The sequence below is a fragment of the Streptomyces sp. ALI-76-A genome, assembly GCF_030287445.1.
Classification (GTDB): Bacteria; Actinomycetota; Actinomycetes; order Streptomycetales; family Streptomycetaceae; genus Streptomyces.
Genome location: NZ_JASVWB010000002.1, coordinates 3,020,802 through 3,042,123, shown reverse-complemented (window position 1 = coordinate 3,042,123; position 21,322 = coordinate 3,020,802). Strand labels below are relative to the sequence as shown.

At 73.4% G+C, this 21,322-nt stretch carries 19 protein-coding genes and 1 riboswitch; of the genes, 6 read left to right on the top strand and 13 right to left on the bottom strand.

From position 1 onward, the window contains the following. Positions 1 to 263: 263 nt before the first annotated feature. Positions 264 to 1,499 carry a cytochrome P450 gene (locus tag QQS16_RS14630; protein ID WP_286062099.1) on the bottom strand — a complete coding sequence of 412 codons (1,236 nt, stop codon included), beginning with the start codon at positions 1,497 to 1,499 and terminating at the stop codon, positions 264 to 266. A 205-nt stretch (positions 1,500 to 1,704) separates the two neighbouring features. Between QQS16_RS14630 and QQS16_RS14625 the strand changes: the two genes are divergently transcribed. Continuing rightward, positions 1,705 to 2,874 (top strand): steroid 3-ketoacyl-CoA thiolase, encoded by a 1,170-nt coding sequence (locus QQS16_RS14625; RefSeq protein WP_286062098.1) that lies wholly within the window; start codon positions 1,705 to 1,707, stop codon positions 2,872 to 2,874. Positions 2,875 to 3,253: 379 nt separating this feature from the next. Here the strand turns inward: QQS16_RS14625 and QQS16_RS14620 are convergent, their stop codons facing one another. The 7 genes from QQS16_RS14620 to QQS16_RS14590 form a co-directional block, all read right to left on the bottom strand. Beyond that, positions 3,254 to 3,670: an aggregation-promoting factor C-terminal-like domain-containing protein gene (locus QQS16_RS14620; protein WP_286062097.1), complete on the bottom strand. Its 417-nt coding sequence runs from the start codon at positions 3,668 to 3,670 to the stop codon at positions 3,254 to 3,256. Positions 3,671 to 4,016: 346 nt separating this feature from the next. Next, positions 4,017 to 4,841 (bottom strand): ECF transporter S component, encoded by an 825-nt coding sequence (locus QQS16_RS14615; protein ID WP_286062096.1) that lies wholly within the window; start codon positions 4,839 to 4,841, stop codon positions 4,017 to 4,019. Further along, complete coding sequence (locus QQS16_RS14610; RefSeq protein ID WP_286062095.1) at positions 4,838 to 6,553, bottom strand: ABC transporter ATP-binding protein; 1,716 nt, start codon at positions 6,551 to 6,553, stop codon at positions 4,838 to 4,840. The genes QQS16_RS14615 and QQS16_RS14610 overlap by 4 nt, the downstream gene beginning before the upstream one ends. Then, entirely contained in the window at positions 6,550 to 7,719 is a 1,170-nt protein-coding gene (locus QQS16_RS14605) for an energy-coupling factor transporter transmembrane component T (RefSeq protein ID WP_502963907.1), read from the bottom strand. Before QQS16_RS14605 ends, QQS16_RS14610 begins: the two co-directional genes overlap by 4 nt. A 76-nt stretch (positions 7,720 to 7,795) precedes the next feature. Beyond that, a complete protein-coding gene (locus QQS16_RS14600; RefSeq protein ID WP_502963906.1) occupies positions 7,796 to 8,500 on the bottom strand; it encodes an SCO2322 family protein in 705 nt (234 codons plus the stop codon). Then, entirely contained in the window at positions 8,500 to 9,711 is a 1,212-nt protein-coding gene (locus QQS16_RS14595; protein ID WP_286062092.1) for an SCO2321 family membrane protein, read from the bottom strand. The genes QQS16_RS14600 and QQS16_RS14595 overlap by 1 nt, the downstream gene beginning before the upstream one ends. A gap of 131 nt (positions 9,712 to 9,842) precedes the next feature. Continuing rightward, a riboswitch (cobalamin riboswitch) is annotated at positions 9,843 to 9,916 on the bottom strand. Positions 9,917 to 10,251: 335 nt separating this feature from the next. Continuing rightward, complete coding sequence (locus QQS16_RS14590) at positions 10,252 to 11,277, bottom strand: Strvi_7410 family MBL fold metallo-hydrolase (RefSeq protein ID WP_286062091.1); 1,026 nt, start codon at positions 11,275 to 11,277, stop codon at positions 10,252 to 10,254. 248 nt (positions 11,278 to 11,525) lie between these two features. Here QQS16_RS14590 and QQS16_RS14585 point away from each other — a divergent pair, with 248 nt between their 5' ends. After that, positions 11,526 to 12,983, top strand: coding sequence for an aldehyde dehydrogenase (locus tag QQS16_RS14585; RefSeq protein ID WP_286062090.1), 1,458 nt, complete (start codon positions 11,526 to 11,528; stop codon positions 12,981 to 12,983). A gap of 6 nt (positions 12,984 to 12,989) precedes the next feature. Beyond that, a complete protein-coding gene (locus QQS16_RS14580) occupies positions 12,990 to 13,223 on the top strand; it encodes a ferredoxin (protein WP_286062089.1) in 234 nt (77 codons plus the stop codon). A gap of 339 nt (positions 13,224 to 13,562) precedes the next feature. On the opposite strand, the gene QQS16_RS14575 is transcribed toward QQS16_RS14580, so the two are convergent. After that, positions 13,563 to 14,183: a TetR family transcriptional regulator gene (locus QQS16_RS14575; RefSeq protein ID WP_286062088.1), complete on the bottom strand. Its 621-nt coding sequence runs from the start codon at positions 14,181 to 14,183 to the stop codon at positions 13,563 to 13,565. Positions 14,184 to 14,393: 210 nt separating this feature from the next. Between QQS16_RS14575 and QQS16_RS14570 the strand changes: the two genes are divergently transcribed. From QQS16_RS14570 to QQS16_RS14560, 3 genes are read left to right on the top strand one after another with little or no spacing between them, the layout of a single operon-like run. Beyond that, positions 14,394 to 15,806 carry a glycosyltransferase family 4 protein gene (locus QQS16_RS14570; RefSeq protein WP_286062087.1) on the top strand — a complete coding sequence of 471 codons (1,413 nt, stop codon included), beginning with the start codon at positions 14,394 to 14,396 and terminating at the stop codon, positions 15,804 to 15,806. Further along, the gene (locus QQS16_RS14565; RefSeq protein ID WP_286062086.1) at positions 15,800 to 16,567 is read left to right on the top strand and encodes a class I SAM-dependent methyltransferase; all 768 of its coding nucleotides are present in this window, start codon (positions 15,800 to 15,802) and stop codon (positions 16,565 to 16,567) included. The genes QQS16_RS14570 and QQS16_RS14565 overlap by 7 nt, the downstream gene beginning before the upstream one ends. Continuing rightward, entirely contained in the window at positions 16,564 to 17,634 is a 1,071-nt protein-coding gene (locus QQS16_RS14560) for a prenyltransferase/squalene oxidase repeat-containing protein (protein ID WP_286062085.1), read from the top strand. The genes QQS16_RS14565 and QQS16_RS14560 overlap by 4 nt, the downstream gene beginning before the upstream one ends. Before the next feature lie 222 nt (positions 17,635 to 17,856). Here the strand turns inward: QQS16_RS14560 and QQS16_RS14555 are convergent, their stop codons facing one another. From QQS16_RS14555 to QQS16_RS14540, 4 genes are all read right to left on the bottom strand, one after another. Further along, positions 17,857 to 18,147: a hypothetical protein gene (locus QQS16_RS14555; RefSeq protein ID WP_286062084.1), complete on the bottom strand. Its 291-nt coding sequence runs from the start codon at positions 18,145 to 18,147 to the stop codon at positions 17,857 to 17,859. 72 nt (positions 18,148 to 18,219) lie between these two features. Beyond that, complete coding sequence (locus QQS16_RS14550) at positions 18,220 to 19,230, bottom strand: LLM class F420-dependent oxidoreductase (RefSeq protein ID WP_286062083.1); 1,011 nt, start codon at positions 19,228 to 19,230, stop codon at positions 18,220 to 18,222. Between the two features lie 113 nt (positions 19,231 to 19,343). After that, positions 19,344 to 20,159, bottom strand: a complete 816-nt coding sequence (locus QQS16_RS14545; RefSeq protein ID WP_286062082.1) for a DUF5336 domain-containing protein — start codon at positions 20,157 to 20,159, stop codon at positions 19,344 to 19,346. Between the two features lie 158 nt (positions 20,160 to 20,317). Next, entirely contained in the window at positions 20,318 to 21,292 is a 975-nt protein-coding gene (locus tag QQS16_RS14540) for an N-acetylmuramoyl-L-alanine amidase (RefSeq protein WP_286062081.1), read from the bottom strand. Between the last annotated feature and the right edge of the window lie 30 nt (positions 21,293 to 21,322).

Here is a 21,322-nt window from a genome sequence, read left to right as displayed (position 1 = left end):
GCCGCGTGGTCCGGAGGGCCAGGGGACAGCTGGGCAGAGACCACGGTCCGGCGGTTCCCCTCGACGTCTGGGCGCGGGCGGGAGGCCGGCACGTGCCGACGGAGTGCGCGCGCCAAGTGGCTGGGACACGGAGGAAGACGTCAGGGCCGACGGAAACGTTCGTCGCTTTCCGGACACGTGCCGGCGGGGCACCGCGAAGCCGCCCCGGACGACCGCGTCCCGGGCCGACGGCACGGGACGCCGTCGGCCCGGGAGCGAGCGGGTCAGCCCGTGCTGACCCGGAGTTCCTTCACGCCGTTGATCCAGGCGGAGCGCAGCCGGCGGGGGTCGCCGGTGGCCTTCAGGGTGGGCATGGCGTCCGCGATCGCGTTGAAGATGAGGTCGATCTCCAGGACGGCGAGGGACTTGCCGAGGCAGTAGTGCGGGCCCCCGCCGCCGAAACCGAGGTGCGGGTTGGGGTCGCGGGTGATGTCGAACGTGTCGGGGTTCTCGAAGACCTCGGGGTCGCGGTTGGCGGAGGCGTAGAACAGGCCCACGCGGTCGCCCTTCCGGATCCGCTTGCCGCCGAGTTCGGTGTCCTGGGTGGCCGTGCGCTGGAAGGAGTTGACGGGGGTCGCCCAGCGGACGATCTCCTCGGCCGCCGTCGCCGGGCGCTCCCTCTTGTACAGCTCCCACTGCTCGGGGTGGGTGAGGAAGGCGTGCATGCCGTGGGTGATGGCGTTGCGGGTGGTCTCGTTGCCCGCGACGGCCAGCATCAGCACGAAGAACCCGAACTCGTCCGAGCTGAGGCTCCCCTCGTCCTCGGCGGACACCAGCGTCGTCACGATGTCCTTGGCCGGGCACCGCTTGCGGTCGGCGGCCATGTTCATCGCGTACGCGATGAGTTCGGTGGCGGACTCCTGGCCGACCTCCTCGGTGACCGCGTACTCCGGATCGTCGTAGGAGATCATCTTGTTGGACCAGTCGAAGATCTTGGCCCGGTCGTCCTGCGGGATGCCGATCAGCTCCGCGATGGCCTGGAGGGGCAGTTCGCAGGCGACCTCGGTGACGAAGTCGAAGGAGCCGGTGCGTTCGCGGGCGTTCGCCGCGATGGCCAGGGCGCGGGAGCGCAGGTTGTCCTCCAGTGCTCGGATGGCCCTCGGGGTGAACGCGCGCTGCACGATCTGGCGGACCCGGGTGTGCTCCGGCGGGTCCATGTTGAGCAGGATCAGCCGCTGGGCGTCGATCGCGTCCCGCTCGATGCGCTCGTTGAAGCGGATGATCGCGGTGTTGAGGTACGAGGAGAAGAACTCCGGGTGCGTGGACACGTACTTGACGTCCGCGTGCCGGGTCACGGCCCAGTACCCCTCGTCCTGGAAGCCGGCCAGATTGCTCGTCTGGGGGATCCAGCGGACCGGTTCCGCCCGGCGCAGCTCGGCGAACTCCGGCAGCGGGACGCGGTGTTGCAGCAGGTCGGGGTCGGTGAAGTCGAACCCGTCGGGAAGCGCTGGGCAGGGCATCGGCAACTCACTCCAGCTGGCTGACGGTCCATCAGGGACAGAGCTGCCGTGAAGGTAGTAACGAGTTCTATAAGTGGCAAGACACGAGAGGCCCCGAATTGCCTGCACGACCCTTGCGGTTCCGGGCGGCCGGTCAGCAGACTGCAAGCAGAACTAGAACACGTACTAGTTCCGATGGATCGTTCGGAGGAGAGGACCCGCACCCATGGCCGCCGAACCCGTGATCGTCGAAGCCGTCCGCACCCCCATCGGCAGGCGCGGTGGCGCGCTCGCCAACCTGCACCCCGCCTACCTGCTGGGCGAGACCTACCGTGAACTGCTCGGCCGCACCGGCATCCCCGCCGACGCGGTCGAACAGATCGTCGGCGGCACGGTCACCCACGCGGGCGAACAGTCCATGAACCCCGCGCGCACCGCCTGGCTGACGGTCGGCCTGCCGTACGAGACGGCGGCCACGACCGTCGACGCGCAGTGCGGCTCCTCCCAGCAGGCCTCGCACATGGTCGCCAACATGGTCGCGGCGGGCGTGATCGACGTCGGGATCAGCTGCGGCGTCGAGTCGATGTCGCGGGTGCCGCTGGGGTCGGGGTCGAAGCACGGTCCCGGGAAGCCGTTCCCCGACGAGTGGAACGTGGACCTGCCCAACCAGTTCGAGGCGGCCGAGCGCATCGCCCGCCACCGCGGCCTGACCCGCGAGGACACCGACGCCCTCGGGCTCGCCTCCCAGGAACGGGCCGCCGCCGCCTGGGCGGAGGAGCGGTTCAAGCGGGAGACCTTCGCGGTGCAGGTGCCGACGACCGAGGACGAGCAGCGGGCCGGCCAGGGCATGTGGCGGCTCGTCGACCGGGACGAGGGCCTGCGCGACACGTCGAGGGAGGCGCTGGCCGGCCTCAAACCGATCATGCCCACGGCCGTGCACACGGCCGGCAACTCGTCGCAGATCAGCGATGGTGCGGCGGCGATCCTGTGGGCGTCCAAGCGGATGGCGCGCGCCCTGAAACTGCGGCCCCGGGCGCGGATCGTGGCCCAGGCGCTGGTCGGCTCGGACCCCCACTTCCACCTGGACGGCCCGATCGACGCGACCCGCGCCGTGCTCGGGAAGGCGGGCATGTCCCTCAAGGACATCGACCTCGTCGAGATCAACGAGGCGTTCGCCTCCGTGGTGCTGAGCTGGGCGCAGGTCTTCGAGCAGGACCTGGAGAAGGTCAACGTCAACGGCGGCGCCATCGCGCTCGGCCACCCGGTGGGCGCCACCGGGGCCCGGCTCATCACCACGGCCCTGCACGAGCTGGAGCGCGCGGACAAGGAGTTCGCCCTCGTCACCATGTGCGCGGGTGGCGGGCTGGCGACCGGGACGATCATCCAGCGGCTGTAGGCGCCCCGGCTGCGGACGCCCGGCTGTGGAAGGCCGCCGTCCGGCACGCCTGCCCGCTCGCCGAGGGCCGCCGCCCACCGCGAACCGAGGGGGAAACGCAGCAGCGGACAGCTCGTCCTCGTACCGTGAGCCGACGCGACCGGGCCCGGACCGGCCCTCGACCAGGCCCGGACCGGGCGTACGGCGAAGGCGGCGGCCCGGGGATCGGGGCCGCCGCCTTCGCGACAGAGGGGCTGGTGGGGTGCCTGCCGGAACCAGCCGGGGGCTCCCCCCGGGATCAGTCGGGGTCTCAGGCCCGGGTGCTGGGCCCGGACCAGCCGGGGGCTCTTGGCCCGGGAGGACCAGCCGGGTATCGGGCCGGGATCGGCCGGAGGGTGGCTCAGTACCAGCCGTTGGCCTGCCAGAACGCCCAGGCGCCGGTCGGGCTGCCGTAGCGGGAGTTCATGTAGTCCAGGCCCCACTCGATCTGGGTGGCCGGGTTGGTCTTCCAGTCGGAGCCGGCCGAGGCCATCTTGGTGCCGGGCAGGGCCTGGACCAGGCCGTAGGCGCCGGAGGAGGAGTTCGTCGCGGTGACGTTCCAGCCGCTCTCGTGCTCGACGATCTTGCTGAACGCGTTGTACTGCGCGGCGTTCGGGATCATCTTGTGCGCGATCGCCTTGGCCTGGGCGGCCGACGAAGGGGCCGCCTGGGCGGGAGCCGCGGTCAGGACCAGGCCGGCGGTGGCGGCGGCCAGCGCGGTGGCGGTCAGGGCCTTCTTCGGGGAAGCGATGCGACGGGCGAAGCGGGACACGGGCACGGAGAACCTTTTCTTCGGGGACGGGGCGCGCGCTGCATGCCGGAACCACGCGGGGCGAGGCGGGGCATGTGTCGGCGCCGCGGCCCTGGGGGGCACATCGGCGCCGTGCGACGTCACCCAGAGAAACAGGACGGACGAACGTCCGCAATGACCCCTTTTACTAGTTGTGGCCGCATGTGGGGCCATGGCCGGCCGTGTGACGCAGCTCTCAAACCGCAGGTCGGAGGGGGTGCCGACGTGTGCGTGCCAGACGGTTGGATCTACGGCCCTGCCTCGTAGGTGACCTGGGTCATGTGGGGTGGTTCACCGTTGGAGCGCCCCGGTGTCACGCTCCGCCCACGACACCTCACGCGCCGGGCGGGCCGAAGGTGACCGGCGTCTCGAAAGCCGCCCGGCGGGTGGCCCGGCGCAGGGCCCGGAGGATCGCCGGACCGACCAGGAAGGTCAGCACGACGGTGACCACGGCCCGCCCCAGGTCCCAGCCCAGCGACGTGGCCAGGCAGTACGCGGTGAACCGGGCCAGGTTGACGGGGACCGCGGCGTCCGGGTCGAAGGCGATGTTCGAGGCGTTCTCCCGCATGAACGGCCAGCCGGCCAGGTTCATCAGCGTGCCGTAGGCGAAGGCGGCGAGGAAGCCGTAGCAGGCCAGGAGCGCGAGTTCGGTACGGCCGCGCAGCCGGTCCGGGCCCGGCAGCAGGCCCGCGCCCATCGTGAACCAGCCCATCGCCAGCATCTGGAACGGCATCCACGGGCCGACCCCGCCGGTGAGCAGCGCCGACGCGAACATCGTCACCGAGCCGAGCACGAAGCCGAAGCCGGGGCCCAGGACCCGCCCGCTCAGCACCATCAGGAAGAACATCGGCTCGATCCCGGCCGTTCCCGCCCCGATCGGCCGCAGCGCCGCCCCGGTCGCCGCCAGCACACCGAGCATCGCCACCGCCTTCGGGCCGAGCCCCGACTCGGAGATCGTCGCGGCGACGACGGCGACCAGGAGCACCAGCAGACCCGCGAAGAGCCAGGGCGCGTCCTGGACGTGGGCGCTGACCTGCGAGGTCGGCGGGGCGAGGAACGGCCAGCCGAAAGCGGCCACCCCCACCGCGCCGGCGAGGGCGAGGGCGAGCACGGAACGGGGACCGAGCCGGACGGCCCGGACCCGGCGGACGGTCGTCATGAGAGGGCCTCCCGCACCTGGGCCACCGTGAGCCACTTCTGCGGCGCCAGGATCTTGGTGACCTGCGGCGCGAAGGACGGGGACGCCACCACGACGTCCGCCGTCGGCCCGTCCGCGATCACCTCCCCGTCGGCCAGCAGCACCACCCGGTGCGCGAGGTCGGCGACCAGCTCGACGTCGTGCGTGGCCAGCACGATCGCGTGGCCATCGGCGGCCAGCTGCCGCAGGACGGTGACCAGACGGGCCTTCGCCGCGTAGTCCAGGCCCCGGGTCGGCTCGTCGAGGAGCAGGAGGGGAGGGCGGGCGGTGAGCACGACGGCCAGGGCGAGCGCGAGCCGCTGCCCCTCGGAGAGGTCACGCGGGTGGGCGTCGTCGGTGACGGCGGGGAGCAGCTCGCCGACCAGGGCCCGGCAGGTGCCGGACGCGGCGCCCGCGTCCCGGTCGGCCGCGGCGCACTCGGCGGCCACCGTGTCGGCGTACAGCAGATCGCGGGGCTCCTGCGGGACGAGGCCCACCCGGCGTACGAGGTCACGCGCAGGAGTGCGGTGCGGGACGGCCCCGCCGACCCGGACCGAACCGGCGGCCGGTTCGACGAGGCCGACGAGGGCCGCGAGCAGCGTGGACTTCCCGGCGCCGTTGCGGCCCATGAGGGCGATCGTCTCCCCGGGGACGACGGAGAGGTCGACGTGGCGGAGGGCCTGGACCTGGGCGCGGCGGACGGCGAGGGAACGGACGTCGGCGGTGGGGGCGGTGCCGGGTGCGGCGGGGCCGGCCGGGCGCCGTGCGCGGAGGCGCCGACGGAAGGCACCGGCGGGGCGGGGAGCGGGGGACGGTGGTGGCGCGGCGGCCGGTGCGCCGTGGACGGCCGTCCCGCCTGCTTCCCGGGTCTCCTCCCGTCCGGTCAGCCGTTCGCGCAGGTCGCCGGCCCGGCGGCGGGCGTCCCGGACGGTCAGGGGCAGCGGGGACCAGTCGGCGAGCCGGCCGAGGTCCACCACCGGCGGGTACACCGGCGACACGGCCATGATCTCGGCCGGGGCGCCGAGGACCGGCACCGCTCCGGGGGCGGGCAGGAGGGCGACCTGGTCGGCGTACTGGATGACGCGCTCCAGACGGTGTTCGGCCATCAGCACCGTCGTACCGAGGTCGTGCACGAGGCGCTGGAGGACCGCGAGGACCTCTTCCGCCGCCGCCGGATCGAGCGCGGACGTCGGCTCGTCGAGGACCAGCACCCGCGGGTGCGGGGTGAGGACCGAGCCGATCGCGACCCGCTGCTGCTGGCCGCCGGAGAGGGTGGCGATGGGGCGGTCGCGCAGGTCGGCGAGGCCCAGGAGGTCGAGGGTCTCCTCGACGCGGCGGCGCATGACGTCCGGGGCGATCCCCAAGGACTCCATGCCGTAGGCGAGTTCGTCCTCGACGGTGTCCGTGACGAAGTGCGAGAGCGGGTCCTGCCCGACGGTCCCGACCACGTCGGCGAGTTCGCGCGGCTTGTGCGTACGGGTGTCCCGGCCGGCGACGGTGACCCGGCCGCGCAGGGTGCCACCGGTGAAGTGCGGGACGAGACCGCTGACCGCGCCGAGGACGGTGGACTTGCCGACGCCGGACGGGCCGACGAGGAGGACGAGTTCGCCCTCCGGTATCTCGAAGTCCACGCCCTGGACAGCGGGCCGGCGTGCCCCGTCGTAGGTCACGGAGACGTCCTCGAACCGGATCACGATGCCTCCTTGACGACACGGACGGGAGGGGGAGCGGGGGCGGGCGCGGGCGCGACGAAGGCGGGCAGCAGACCGAGGAGCACGGCCGCCGCCGGCCACAGCGGGAGGGCGGGGGTGACGAGGGGGACCACGCCGGGGTGCAGCGCCTCGGGATCGGAGGCGGCGGCGAGGGTCAGCAGGACGGCGACGGCGGCGCCGGACCCGGCGACCAGCCGGGCGCGGGCGTCCCAGCGGTCGGGGCGGTAGCGGGTGCGCGGGGAGCGGCGGCCGCCGAGGCGGAGCCCGGCGAGGGCGGCGGCGCATCCGGCGAGCAGGACGGGCAGGCCGTACGTGCCGCCCTCGGCGGTGAGCAGCCCGTACGTTCCCGCGCAGACGCCGAGCAGACCGCCGAGGGTGAGGGCGGCGGTCGTACGGCGGACGGGGGCGGGGACGTCGGCGGTACGGCCGTAGCCGCGGGCGTCCATCGCGGCGGCCAGGGAGACGGAGCGCTCCAGGGCTCCCTCCAGGACCGGCAGCCCCACGTGCAGGAGGCCGCGGACGCCCCGGTCGGGGCGGCCGCGCAGGCGGCGGGCGGCCCGCAGGCGCCGGCCGTCGGCGATCAGGTTCGGCGCGAAGGTGAGCGCGACGACCACGGCCACGCCCGTCTCGTACAGGGCGCCCGGCAGGGACTTGAGGAGCCGGGCCGGGTTCGCGAGGGCGTTCGCCGCGCCGACGCAGATGAGGAGCGCGGCGAGTCGCAGGCCGTCGTACAACGCGAACAGGAGTCCCTCGGCGGTCACCCTGCCGCCGAGCCGGATGCCCTGGGCCCAGTCCGGCAGGGGCAGTTCGGGGAGGGTGACGAGCACGTGCGTGCCGGGGACGGGGGAGCCCAGGACGACGGCGAAGAGGAGGCGGACGAGCAGCACGGCGAGGGCGAGCCGGGCGAAGGCGGTGTAGGAGCGGGCCCAGGGCGCGGTCGAGCGGCGGGCCGCGACGACGTAGGCGGAGACCGTGATCAGCAGGCCCAGGAGCAGGGGGTTGGTGGTGCGGGTGGCGGCGGTTCCGAGGGAGAGGGCCCACAGCCACCAGGCACCGGGGTGCAGGGAGGCCGCGCCGGGGCGGCGCCGGGGGCCCGGATCGCTCACCCGCGGGTGCGCCGTGCCGTCCGCGCCGGCCTTCCCGGGCATCAGGCCCCGCCCGCGCGGCGGGTCCTCCGTGGCCCCGGCGGCACGGCGGTCCGCGGGTGGGGTGCCCCGGGTACGGTCACGGCGCATCCCTGCGCCGCCTTGCCTGCCAGAGCGCCGCCGCACCGAGCACGACGACCGCGGCCACCCCCACCAGCGGGCCCACCGACGGCCCCGCGTCCTCCGCCTTCCGCTCCTCCTTCGCCTCCGTCCCCTTCTCCTTCTCCTTCTCGGCGGTGGCGTTCGGGTCGCCTCCCGCCGCCACCTGCTCCCCGCACCCGGTCCGCGGATAGCCCGCTATCGCGCACAGCAGGGCGTCGGCGCTGTACCGCAGAGGTGTGGCGACCGAGGCCAGGGCCTCCGCCGCGGTCGCGTCGGGGGAGACGACCGCGCAGGCCGTCCGCGGCTCCGGCGGAGCCTCGCCGGACGGGGCGTCGGCCGCGGTGCCGAAGTCGATGACCAGGGCCACCCGCTTCCTGCCGTCCCGCGCGGGCACGTCCGCGCAGACGGCCGTGAAGTCCGCCGTACCGCGCGGCCGGGTGGCGTCGTCGGAGTCCTCGCTCACCGCGAAACGGAAGCCCTGGACGTCACCGTCGAGGGGGCGGGCGGTGGAGGGGCCCTGGGACGCGTACACCCACCGGTCGCCGTCGCGGTCCCAGAAGGACCAGTAGCGGTAGCCCGCGGCCCGCGCCTGCCCCGTGCCGGCCACCAGGACGGCCAGGACCGCCAGGGCTGTCAGGGCGACCAGGACCGTCACGGACGGCGTGGCGGCACGGCGGCGGATCACGGCTGCCGCCGCTTGTTCCGGCCGCTGATCAGGAAGCCGACGCCGGCGCCGACGGCGAGGCCCACGCCGACCATCCACCAGATCCCGGCGTCGGAGTCACCGTCCGAGCCGTCCTCGGTGGACTCGGCGGCGGCCGTCCGGGGGGCCGGTCCCGTCGCGTTCAGCTGCTTCACCAGGTCCACGCCGCCGAAGTCGCGCGGGTCGGTGCCGGTCGCGTGCGCGGCGAGGATCAGCTGGGCGTACGCGGCGGGCCCGCTCTGCTTCGCCCAGGCGGCCGAGTTCTCCTCCAGCCACTTCAGGGGCGCGGCGGCCCGCGCGGCCCCGCCCTCCGCGGCGAGCGCCACGACGGCGTCCGCGGTGTTGCCGAAGTCGGGCTGGTCGGTGGCGCCGGGGAGGGCGGACTTGAGGTGGCCGTCCTTGCCGAGCGCCCGGGTGAGGTAGGCGGCGCCGTCGGCGGCGGCCTGCCGCGGGGTCGGGTCGTCGGCGCAGCGCGCCGTGTCGGACGGCTTGCCCGGTTCCACGGCCAGGCCCAGGCCGAGCACGCCGAGCACACCGGCCGCCGTGGCGTCGGCGTTGGCGGCCAGGCTGTTCTTCTTGTCCGGCTGGAACGCGAAGGCCCCGGCCCCGACGCCCTCGCACGGCAGCCTGAGCTTCAGCAGCGCGTCGTACGGCGTCCGGTCGCCCTTGCGCACGTCCTCCGGCTTGTCCCCCACGGCGGTCAGCGCGCCGACGACGACGGACGTCGAGTTGGTGTCGCTGGCGCCGCCGGGCGCGTAGCCCCAGCCGCCGTCCGTGTTCTGCACGGACTTGAGCCAGGCGACGGCCTTGCCGGTGGCGGCGTCGTGGCCGCCGAGCGCGGCCAGCGCCTGCACGGCGGCGGCCGTGTTGTTGGTGTCGACCATGAGCTTGGCGTCGCACGGCGTGGCGGTGTCGGCGCGGAAGGGGGCGAAGGCCCCGTTCGCGCACTGCTGCCCGGTCAGCCAGGTCACGGCCTTGGCGGCGGGCTCGACGCCCGCGGTGTGCTGGGCGAGCAGGGCGAGGGACTGGCGCCAGACGCCGTCGTAGGTCGGGTCGGCGCTGCCGTGGAGACCGGAGGGGAGCACCGGGGACGCGGACGGCGACGGGGTGGCGGCGACGGCGGGCGCGGTGGCGGCGCCGATCACGGCGGTGGCGGCGGCCAGGACCGCGGCGCTGCGGCGAACGTTCATGATCGGCGGGTGCCTCTCCCTGCGGGGAGCCGGACAGCACGGGACACCCCGGGCGGCTCGGCTCCGTATACCTCGACGGTGCCGCGCGCCGGCAGGCCGCCGGTGCGCGCGAGCCGGTCACGTCCCGCCCGGGGCAATCCGGCTCACCGCCTTCGACGGACGGCTCACGGCTGCGGGTCAGCGCCGGATTTGCACCGGCTTCCCCCCGTACGGGTGTGATGACGACCCCGTCACTCTACCGGCCCCCTCGGAACGCTCAGAGGGCAGCCCGCACGGGGGAGAGGAGCGTGGGGCCGCCGAAGGGAGAGGGAGCACGAACTGCCCGTCCTCCTCGCCGGATGCGCCGCGCCCGCCGTGCCCGCCGGGCTCCGCCTCGGCGGCAGCCGCTGTCCGCGCGCCCGCTACCGCCCCGACCGCTGGGCACCCCGGCGCGGTCCCGCTCGTCACCCCCGCCCTCCCGTCGCGGCCGGGCGACGGCCTGCGACTCGCCGCGCTCCGGCCGGCCGGGGCGGGCGCTGCACACCGCCACGTACGGCCCCTTCACACCGCCACGTACGCCACCGGCTCGCTGCCCGGTACCGCCTCCGCCCGGCCCAGCTTCACCAGGTGTCGCAGGTGCGCCTCGGCCTCCGAGACGGCGATGTTCCTCGATCCGTAAGGGATCTGGTGCCAGGGCCGGTTCCACTCCATCCGCTCGGCGAGCCGCCAGGGAGTGAGGGGCTCGGCCAGCAGGCCGAGCAGGCCGGTGAAGCGGTCCCCGTGGTGGGCGAGCAACTCCCGTACGCGTGAAGACGCGTCGGTGAACACGTGCTGGTGCGCGGGGAGCACCTCGGCGGGGGCGAGACGGCCGACCCGTTCCAGGGAGTCGAGGTAGTCGCCGAGGGGGTCGGTGACGGTCGCGTCGTCGGGGTCCTCGTACAGGCCGATGTGCGGGGTGATCTCGGGAAGCAGGTGGTCGCCGGAGAACAGGCGCCCGTGGCCGGGGAGTTCGGCGGGGTGCCGCTCCTCCAGGTGGAGGCAGACGTGGCCGGGGGTGTGGCCCGGGGTCCAGATCGCGCGCAGCCGGCGGCCGGGGAGGTCCAGGAGTTCGCCCGGGACGATCTCCCGGTCGGGCAGGGCGGGGGTCAGGCCGGGCACGGAGCGGGGGCCGGCGGAGCGCATCGGGGCCAGGTGCTCCTCGGGGGCGCCGGCCGCTGCCAGCTTGGCCGCCATGTAGGCGAGCCAGTGTGCGGGGCGGGTCGAGCGGGCCCGCCGGACGATCTCGCCGTCCGCCGCGTGCATCGCGATCCAGGCGCCGGACGCCTCGCGCACCCGGCCGGACAGCCCGTGGTGGTCGGGATGGTGGTGGGTGACGACCACACCGTGGACCGCGCCGGGGGAGGTGCCGCAGGCGGCCAGTCCGGCCGCGAGGGTGTCCCAGGAGGCAGGGTCGTCCCAGCCGGTGTCGATCAGCACCGGTCCCCGGTCGGTGTCGACGACGTACACCAGGGTGTGGCCGAGAGGGTTGTCCGGGATGGGGACCCGGAGGGAGCGGACGCCGCCGCCGTGGTCGTACACCTGCGTCATGGGCTCCCCAATCGCCGCGTCCCGGCCACGCGAGCCGAGTATAACTAGAACGCGTTTCGATGGGGGCCCGAGCCGACCTTCCCGTCCGGTGTCCCGGCCGTGGACTCCTCCGAGTGGAACTGGTATCAGTTCCGTATCTGATGGATCGTCAGAGTCTGGGCCTCCGGGTCCCTGGGCCTCTCCGGGCCCTGGGCACCCGGGGCTCCGGGCATCTGGGCCTCTGGGCAGGAACCGGGAAGGCAGTCGCCATGACCGAGCTCGTGGAACACGGACAGCTGTTCATCGGCGGGGAGTTGACCGACCCCCTGGGCACGGACGTCATCGAGGTGGTCTCGCCGCACACCGAGGAGGTCATCGGGCGGGTGCCGCACGCCTCGGCGGCGGACGTGGACCGGGCCGTGGCCGTCGCGCGCACCGCCTTCGACGAGGGGCCGTGGCCGCGGATGCCGCTCGACGAGCGGATCGCGGTGGTCGCCCGGATCAAGGACGCCATCGCCGTGCGGCACGAGGAGATCGCCCGCGTGATCTCCTCCGAGAACGGGTCACCGTACTCCTGGAGCGTCCTCGCCCAGGCGCTCGGCGCGATGATGGTGTGGGACTCGGCGATCACGGTCGCGCGGGACTTCACGTACGAGGAGCGGCGCGACGGGGTCCTCGGACGCATCCTCGTGCGCCGTGAGCCGGTCGGGGTGGTGGCGGCCGTGGTCCCGTGGAACGTCCCGCAGTTCGTGGCCGCCGCCAAGCTCGCGCCCGCGCTGCTCACCGGCTGCACGGTGGTGCTCAAGCCGTCGCCGGAGTCGCCGCTGGACGCGTACATCCTCGCCGACATCGCCCGCGAGGCCGGGCTGCCGGAGGGCGTCCTGTCCATCCTCCCGGCGGACCGCGAGGTCAGCGAGTACCTCGTCGGACACCCCGGCGTCGACAAGGTCTCCTTCACCGGCTCGGTGGCGGCCGGCAAGCGCGTGATGGAGGTCGCCTCCCGCCATCTCACCCGTGTGACGCTGGAGTTGGGCGGCAAGTCGGCGGCGGTGGTGCTGCCGGACGCGGACCTGGAGACGGCGGTGGCCGGGATCGTCCCGGTGGCCTGGATGAACAACGGGCAGGCGTGTGTGGCCCAGAGCCGCATCCTGCTGCCCCGCTCGCGCTACGACGAGTTCGCCGAGGCCTTCGCGGCGGCGGCCGGCGCGCTGGTGGTCGGCGACCCGCTGGACCCGGCGACCCAGGTGGGCCCGCTGGTGGCCGAGCGCCAGCAGCGGCGCGCCCTGGACTACATCCGCATCGGCCAGGAGGAGGGCGCGAAGATCCTCACCGGCGGTGGACGTCCGCCGGGCCTGGACCGGGGCTGGTACGTGGAGCCGACCCTCTTCGGCGACGTCGACAACTCCATGCGGATCGCCCGCGAGGAGATCTTCGGCCCGGTCATCTGCCTCCTCCCCTACGGCGACGAGACCGAGGCGGTGAAGATCGCCAACGACTCCGACTACGGCCTCAGCGGCAGCGTGTGGACGGCGGACGTGGAGCGCGGCATCGAGGTCGCCCGGCGGGTCCGCACCGGAACGTACTCGGTGAACACCTTCAGCCTCGACATGCTCGGCCCGTTCGGCGGCTACAAGAGCTCCGGTCTGGGGCGGGAGTTCGGGCCGGAGGGCTACGGCGAGTACCTGGAGCACAAGATGATCCACCTGCCGGCGGGATGGGAGGGCTGACGGGTCATGGGTGACCGCTGGCACGTCGAGGTCGACCGTTCCCTGTGCGTCGGCTCCGCGACCTGTGTCCACCACGCCCCCGACGACTTCCGCCTCGACGCGGCCCGCCAGTCCCACCCCGCCGAACCGGAGACCGACGCCAACGAGAAGGTCCTCGCGGCGGCGGAGTCCTGCCCGGTGGAGGCGATCGTGATCACGCTCCCGGGGAGCGGGGAGCCGGTGTTCCCGCCGGAGGAGTAGGCGGTGGAAGCGGGGCGGCGAACGCGGGTGGCGGAAGCGGGTCGGGAAAAGGCGAAAAAATCATGGTTCAGGGGGTTTTGTCCCGGTAAGGAAGTCCTATGATGGGAAGTGGCCTACGGGACGAGTGAGGGAGCTCAACCGGAGTAGCCGACTTCGGCGAGACGCTACGGCATCCGCCGACGCCGACGTCGACGGTGGGCTGAGAGGCCGGAAGGCAGTGGTCGGGCCGGAAGGCGACCTCAGGACCTGATCCGGGTAATGCCGGCGCAGGGAAACCCGTCTCGTAGGTCCTTCATGTGCCGTCGGGCGGGCGGGATTCGGCGGCGGCTCCGGCGGCCCCTAGGCTCCGGCGTCCGGGCCCGTCAGGTCGATCAGACGGCACACCGTCTCGATGTCTATCTTGACCTGGGCGATCGAGGCGCGGCCCGAGAGCCAGGTGATCAGGGCCGAGTGCCAGGTGTGCTCGATGACGCGGACCGCGGAGAGCTGGTCCGGCGTGGGGCTCTCCAGGCCCATCGCGTCCAGGATGATCACCGTGGTCTGCCGGGAGACCTGGTCGACCTCCGGGCTGACGCTGCGGTCCGCGAAGGTGAGCGCGCGGACCATCGCGTCGGCCAGATGCGGCTCCCGCTGCAACGCCCGGAAGGCCCGCATCAGGGTCTCCGCCACCCGCTCCGCCGCCGTCTCGCCGGCCGGCGGCTTCTTCCGCAGCGTGCCGTGCATGTGCTCGAGCTGGTCCTGCATCGTGGCGACCAGCAGATGCACCTTCGACGGGAAGTAGCGGTACAGCGTGCCGAGCGCCACCTGTGAGGACTCGGCGACCTCCCGCATCTGCACCGCGTCGAAACCGCCCCGGCTGGCCAACTGCGCGCTCGCGTGCAGGATGCGGCGCCGGCGCGCCTCCTGCCGCTCGGTGAGCGGCGAGGACAGCGCCTTGTTCGCCCTGGCTTCCGCAGGCATGGGTCCCGTTCCCTGACAGTCGGTGCCGATCGGTGATCACACAGCATGGCAGGGGTGGCCGGCCGTGGCGTGAATCACCTGATCCACTGCTCGCAGTGCCCTTACCTGCCGGTAGATTCAGAGCCGACTTAACGATCAAGTCTGAAACTTGTTCTAGATTAGCGTCCCGTCGTAGTCTCGCGGGACAGTGCAGGCAGAAGGGGGCCGGGAGTGACCGCTGAGGCCAGTCAGGCGGGGTCGGAAGAGGGCCTCGCTGCCGACGGCGGGCGACCGCTCACCATCGCGCTCCTCACCTATAAGGGAAACCCGTTCTGCGGCGGCCAGGGTGTCTACGTACGGCACCTCTCGCGCGAACTGGTCCGCCTCGGCCACCGTGTCGAGGTCATCGGCTCCCAGCCCTACCCCGTCCTCGACGAGGGCCGCGACGACCGGCTCTCCCTCACCGAGCTGCCCAGCCTCGACCTGTACCGGCAGCCGGACCCCTTCCGCACCCCCGGGCGCGGCGAGTACCGCGACTGGATCGACGCGCTGGAAGTGGCGACGATGTGGACCGGCGGGTTCCCCGAACCGCTGACCTTCTCCCTGCGCGCCCGCCGCCATCTGCGCGCCCGGCGCGGTGAGTTCGACGTCGTGCACGACAACCAGACGCTCGGATACGGGCTGTTGGGCGATGTCGGCGCACCCCTGGTCACCACCATCCACCACCCCATCACCGTGGACCGGCAGTTGGAGCTGGACGCGGCCGAGGGGCCGCGGCGCCGGTTCTCGGTCCGCCGCTGGTACGCCTTCACCCGCATGCAGCGGCGCGTCGCCCGCCGCCTGTCCTGCGTGCTCACCGTCTCCGGCACCTCGCGCCAGGAGATCATCGACCACCTGGGGGTGCGGCAGGACCGGATCCACGTGGTCCACATCGGCGCCGACACCGACCTGTTCTCCCCCGACCCCTCGGTGCCCGTCGTGCCGGGCCGGATCGTGACGACGTCCAGCGCGGACGTGCCCCTCAAGGGCCTGGTCTACCTGGTCGAGGCGCTCGCGAAGGTCCGCACCGAACGTCCCGACGCCCACCTCGTCGTCGTCGGCAAGCGGCCCGTCAAGGGGCCGGTCGCCCAGGCGGTCGAGCGGTACGGCCTCGAGGGCGCCGTCGACTTCGTCAAGGGCATATCGGACGCCGAGCTGGTGGACCTGGTGCGCTCGGCGGAGGTCGCGTGCGTGCCGTCGCTGTACGAGGGCTTCTCGCTGCCGGCCGCGGAGGCCATGGCCACCGGCACCCCCCTGCTGGCCACGACCGGCGGCGCGATCCCCGAGGTCGCCGGCCCCGACGGGGAGACCTGCCTCGCGGTACCGCCGGGCGACTCCGGGGCACTCGCGGAGGGACTGAGCCGCCTGCTGTCCGACCCGGCCCTGCGCGCCCGGCTCGGCACGGCCGGCCGCGCGCGGGTGCTGGAGCGTTTCACCTGGGCCCGCGCGGCCGAGGGAACGGTGGCCCGGTACCGCGAGGCGATGGCCGGCGCGGGCGGGGCCGGCAGCCGTTCCGCGCACCCGCCGCCCGGCCGTGCCGTGGCCCCCGAAGCCGTTGACGTCGTCCCCGAAGCATCCGATCGCGAAAGCAGGGCCACGTGCTGACCGTCGACTTCTCCCGGTTCCCGCTCGCCCCGGGCGACCGTGTCCTGGACCTCGGATGCGGTGCCGGCCGGCACGCGTTCGAGTGCTACCGGCGCGGCGCCCAGGTGGTGGCGCTGGACCAGAACGGCGAGGAGATCCGCGAGGTCGCGAAGTGGTTCGCGGCGATGAAGGAGGCGGGGGAGGCCCCCGAGGGCGCGACCGCCACCGCGATGGAGGGCGACGCCCTCGCCCTGCCCTTCCCCGACGACTCCTTCGACGTCGTCATCATCTCCGAGGTGATGGAGCACATCCCGGACGACAAGGGCGTACTCGCCGAGATGGTACGGGTGTTGAAGCCCGGCGGCCGGATCGCGATCACCGTCCCGCGCTACGGCCCGGAGAAGGTCTGCTGGGCGCTGTCCGACGCCTACCACGAGGTGGAGGGCGGCCACATCCGCATCTACCGGGCGGACGAACTCCTCGCCCGGATGCGCGAGGCCGGCCTCAAGCCGTACGGCACCCACCACGCGCACGCCCTGCACTCCCCGTACTGGTGGCTGAAGTGCGCGTTCGGCGTCGACAACGACAAGGCGCTGCCGGTGCGGGCGTACCACAAGCTGCTGGTCTGGGACATCATGAGGAAACCGCTGGCCACCCGGGTCGCCGAGCAGGCGCTGAACCCGCTGATCGGCAAGAGCTTCGTGGCGTACGCGACCAAGCCCCACCTCCCGCGTCTTGCCGGCGCCGGGACCGAGACCGAAGCCGAGGCGGCCGCCGAGTGACCACCCCCCGGACAGAACACCTCGTCCTGCCCGGGGTCCTCACCTCCGAGCAGGCCGCCGCGACCGTCGCCGGGCTGCTCGCGGTGCAGCGGGAGGACGGGGCGATCCCGTGGTTCCGCGGGCACCACCTCGACCCGTGGGACCACACCGAGGCCGCCATGGCCCTGGACGCGGCCGGCGAACACGCGGCCGCCGAGCGGGCGTACACCTGGCTGGCCCGGCACCAGAACGAGGACGGCTCCTGGTACGCGGCCTACGCCGACGGGGACTTCGAGGACGTCACCGACCGGGGCCGGGAGACGAACTTCGTCGCCTACATAGCCGTGGGCGTGTGGCATCACTACCTCTCCACCGGGGACGACATGTTCCTGGACCGCATGTGGCCGTCCGTGTACGCGGCGATCGAGTTCGTCCTGCGCCTGCAACAGCCCGGCGGGCAGATCGGCTGGAAGAGCGAGGACGACGGCACGGTCGTCCCGGACGCGCTGCTGACCGGCTCCTCCTCCATCCACCACGCGTTGCGCTGCGCGCTGGCCATCGCCGAGCAGCGGGAAGAGCCCCAGCCCGACTGGGAGTTGGCGGTGGGAGCGCTGCGGCACGCGATCCGCCGGCACCCGGAGCGGTTCCTCGACAAGGACCGCTACTCGATGGACTGGTACTACCCGGTGCTGGGCGGCGCGTTGGCGGACACCGAGGCCAAGTCCCGCGTCGAGGAGGGCTGGAACCGTTTCGTGGTCCCGGGCTTCGGCGTGCGGTGCGTGGCGCCCAACCCGTGGGTGACGGGCGGCGAGTCGGCCGAACTCGCCCTGGCGCTCTGGGCGCTGGGCGAGTCGGACCGGGCGCTGGAGATCCTCCAGTGGATCCAGCACCTGCGCGACGCGGAGTCCGGGCTGTACTGGACGGGCTATGTCTTCGAGGACGACGCCGTCTGGCCCCGGGAGCTGACCACCTGGACGGCCGGCTCGCTGCTCCTCGCCGTCGCGGCGCTGGGCGGGGACGAGGCGACCTGCACGGTGTTCGGTGGCGACCGGCTGCCCAGGGGCCTCGACCCGGACTGCTGCGACTGAGCGCTCCCGTGCCGCACGAGCGGCCCGTGCCGGTGCGTCCGGCCGACGGGCCGACGTGGCGGTGCTGTACGGCGGGCGGACCGGGCGCACCGGCACGGCCGACCCGTCCCGCGCCCGGACCTCGCCGAGGCTGCCGGTGCTCCGGGGCGGGGACGGGGCGGTCGGGTCGGTCCGGGTCGGGTGTCGGTCGGTGTGCCGTGGGCCGCTGGCGGCCGGGGGCCGTCAGTGCCGGTGCACCCGGTTGGCGATGGCGTGCCCCACGAAGAGGTACACGACCGCCGCCAGGCCGTAGCCGGCGACCACGCGGGCCCAGGCCTCGTCGAAGGTGAACAGGTCACGCGACCAGCCGGCGAGCCAGTTGGCCGCGTCATGGACGAACTGCACCAGGTCGTTGCCCCGGTTGGCGTCCAGCAGGTACATCAGGATCCACAGTCCGAGGATGACGGCCATGATGTCCGCGATGACGGCGATGACCGTGCCCGCGGAGTTGGAGCCACTGCGATATCGAGACATGTCTGTCGGATGGCCCCGAATCCTTGTTTGAAACCAGCCCGGCTTCCGGCCGCCGGGCAGTCGCGCACGGCACTAGGAGTTGAGCTCCGCCAGCACGCGCAGGGTGCGCGGGTCCGGGGCCAGCGCCAGCAGGTCCGTCACCGGTCCCGCGCGCCACGACTCCAGCCGCTCGGCGATCCGTTCACGCGGCCCGACCAGCGAGATCTCGTCGGCGAAGGCGTCCGGCACGGCCCGCACGGCCTCCTCCCGGCGGCCGGACAGGAACAGTTCCTGGATCCGCCGGGCCTCCTCCTCGTACCCCATGCGGGCCATTAGGTCGGCGTGGAAGTTGCGGGCCGCGTGGCCCATCCCGCCGATGTAGAAGCCGAGCATCGCCTTGACGGGCAGCAGCCCTTCGGCGATGTCGTCGCAGAGCCGCACCTGGGCCATGGGCGCGACGCGGAAACCGTCCGGCAGGGCGCCCACCGCCTCCCCGTACGCCTCGGGCCGGGCCGGCGACCAGTACAACGGCAGCCAGCCGTCCGCGATCCGGGCCGTCTGGGCCACGTTCCTCGGGCCCTCGGCGCCGAGCAGGACGGGAAGCGCGGGACGCAGGGGGTGGGTGATGGACTTGAGCGGCTTGCCGAGGCCGGTGGCGTCCGGGCCGCGGTAGGGGAGGGGATGGAAGTGTCCGTCCAGTTCCACCGGCGCCGCCCGCCGCAGCACCTGCCGTACGACGTCGACGTACTCCCGGGTCGCGGTCAGCGGCGACTTCGGGAACGGCCGTCCGTACCAGCCCTCGACCACCTGCGGACCGGACAGCCCGAGCCCGAGCGTCATCCGTCCGCCGGAGAGGTGGTCCAGGGTCAGGGCGTGCATGGCGGTGGTGGTCGGGGACCGGGCCGCCATCTGGGCGACCGCCGTCCCCAGCCCGATCCTCGTGGTCCGCGCGGCGATCCAGGTGAGCGGGGTGAAGGCGTCCGAGCCCCAGGACTCGGCGGTCCACACGGAGTCGTAGCCCAGCCGCTCCGCCTCCTGCGCGAGCGGGACATGGCCGGCGTCGGGGCCGCGGCCCCAGTAACCGAGGGCGAGCCCGAGCCGCATGACGCCTCCCAGATGTCTGACGATCCGTCAGGTACCGGTCCGGGCTGCGACTGTACGACAACGGCCCCCCGCCCGGAAGGGCGGGAGGCCGTTCGTGTGCGGGCCGTGCGGACTCAGCCGCGCTGGATCCCCGTGGTGTCCTGCAGCACGCCGCGACGGCCGTCCTGCGTCTGTGCGACCAGCGCCTGACCGCGCTGCTCGACCGCGAGGTACCAGGTACCCGGGGCCAGTTCGGCGATCGGCGTCGGCGAGCCGTCCTCCGCGTACAGCGGGCGCGGCACCGGCACGGCGAACCAGAACGGCGAGAACTCCGGCGCGGGCGGCTGCGCCTGCGCCGCCTGCTGCTGCGGCGGGCCGCCGAAGGGCTGGCCCGGCTGCGGCTGACCGCCGTAGGGGGCCTGCTGGGCACCGGGGTAGCCGTAACCGCCCTGGGGCTGGGCGCCGTAGGGCTGCGGGGCCGGGGGCTTGGGGGCGGGGACCAGGGAGGCCTGGAGCGCCGGGACGAGGGGGGTGGCGACCGCGGCGCCGGCCATCACCAGCGTGGCGACCAGCAGGAGGATCAGGCCGACACCGGCGTCCAGGCTGTCCCCGGCGCCCTCGAAGTTGTTGGTGCCGCTGGCCGGGTCGAAGATGTTCCCGAGCGCGCTCCACGCCGCGAAGACCGTGAACGCGACGCCGAACTGGCCGAGGTCGAGGCCGGCCACCTTCGGCACCTGAGGCAGGCCGCGGGCGACGACGACCAGCGCGGCACCGATGATGCCCGCCAGGACGACACCCATGAGGATCGGGCCGCTCGCCCAAGCGCTCGGGAAGTCGAAGTCGTCCGGGGCCGCGTCGGCCGAGTAGCTGTCGAGGAACGACGCGATCAACAGCAACACCGCTGCTCCGATCACCACGCCGTCGCCTCTAGTGAGGGAGCGGATATTCACTTCAGGTCCTTCGTAGGTCGTCTCGTCGTCGGTAGAGGCGTCGCTGTCACCATGTCGCCGTCAGGCCCCGGTGTGAAGCGCGGGGGTGGCCCCTCATCGTAGGGACGACACTATCGTCCGCCCGAACAGGGTGTCCGCCCGGATCAGTGCGCTGATCACTACCCGCGCAGGAAACTCACGATTCCCTCAGAGATCCCTTGCGCCGCTTTCTGCCGCCAGGCACCACTGGTCAGCAATGCCGCGTCCTTGCTATCGCGCATGTTGCCGCACTCGATGAACACCTTGGGAACCGTTGACAGATTGAGACCGCCCAGGTCCGTGCGGGTGACCAGTCCGGTGCCGGAACCGATGTAGTCGGAGGGCCCGCTGCCCGTCGCGCGCACGAAGTTGCCCGCGACCCGCTCGCCCAGGTCACGCGAAGGGGCCACGATCGCGCGGGTGTCGGCGGCGCCCGCGCGCACGCTGCCCGGCAGGATCACGTGGAAGCCGCGGTTGCCGGCCGCCGAGCCGTCCGCGTGCACGGAGACCACGGCGTCCGCGTGCGCCGCGTTGCCGATCCGGGCCCGCTCGTCCACACACGGCCCGTAGGGCCGGTCGCCGTCCTGGGTCAGCCGCACGGTGGCGCCCTGCTCCTCCAGGAGCGTGCGCATCCGGTGGGCGACGTCCAGCGTGAACCGGGCTTCCGTGTAACCGGCGTCGGTGGCCGTGCCCGTGGTGTCGCACTCCTTCGCGTTCGTCCCGATGTCCACCTTGCGGTTGATCTCGGCCGTGTGCTGGAAGTTGCCCTGATTGTGCCCCGGGTCGATGACGACCACCTTGCCGGTGAGCGGACCGGACACGGCGGGCACGGACGTCGAGGGGGCGGCGCCGGTGGGCGCCGGTGCGGTGGAACCGCTCGGCTTCTCGTCGTCCTCGGCGGAGGTGGGGGCCGTGGGAGAGGCGGACGCGCCGGCCGTCCGGGTGGCCGGTCCGACCGTCCCGGCGGAGCCGTCGGCGCCCCCGCCGCCAACCGTCTCGTACACCAGCCATCCCAGCAGCGCGCCCGGCACGAGCGCGGCGAGAGCGACGGTCAGCGGGCCGCGCCGGGGACGGCGGGGCTGGGGAGGATCGAAGTCCGGGCCTGCGTACGACACGACAGCGACTCTAGCGCTGTGACCGGAAAG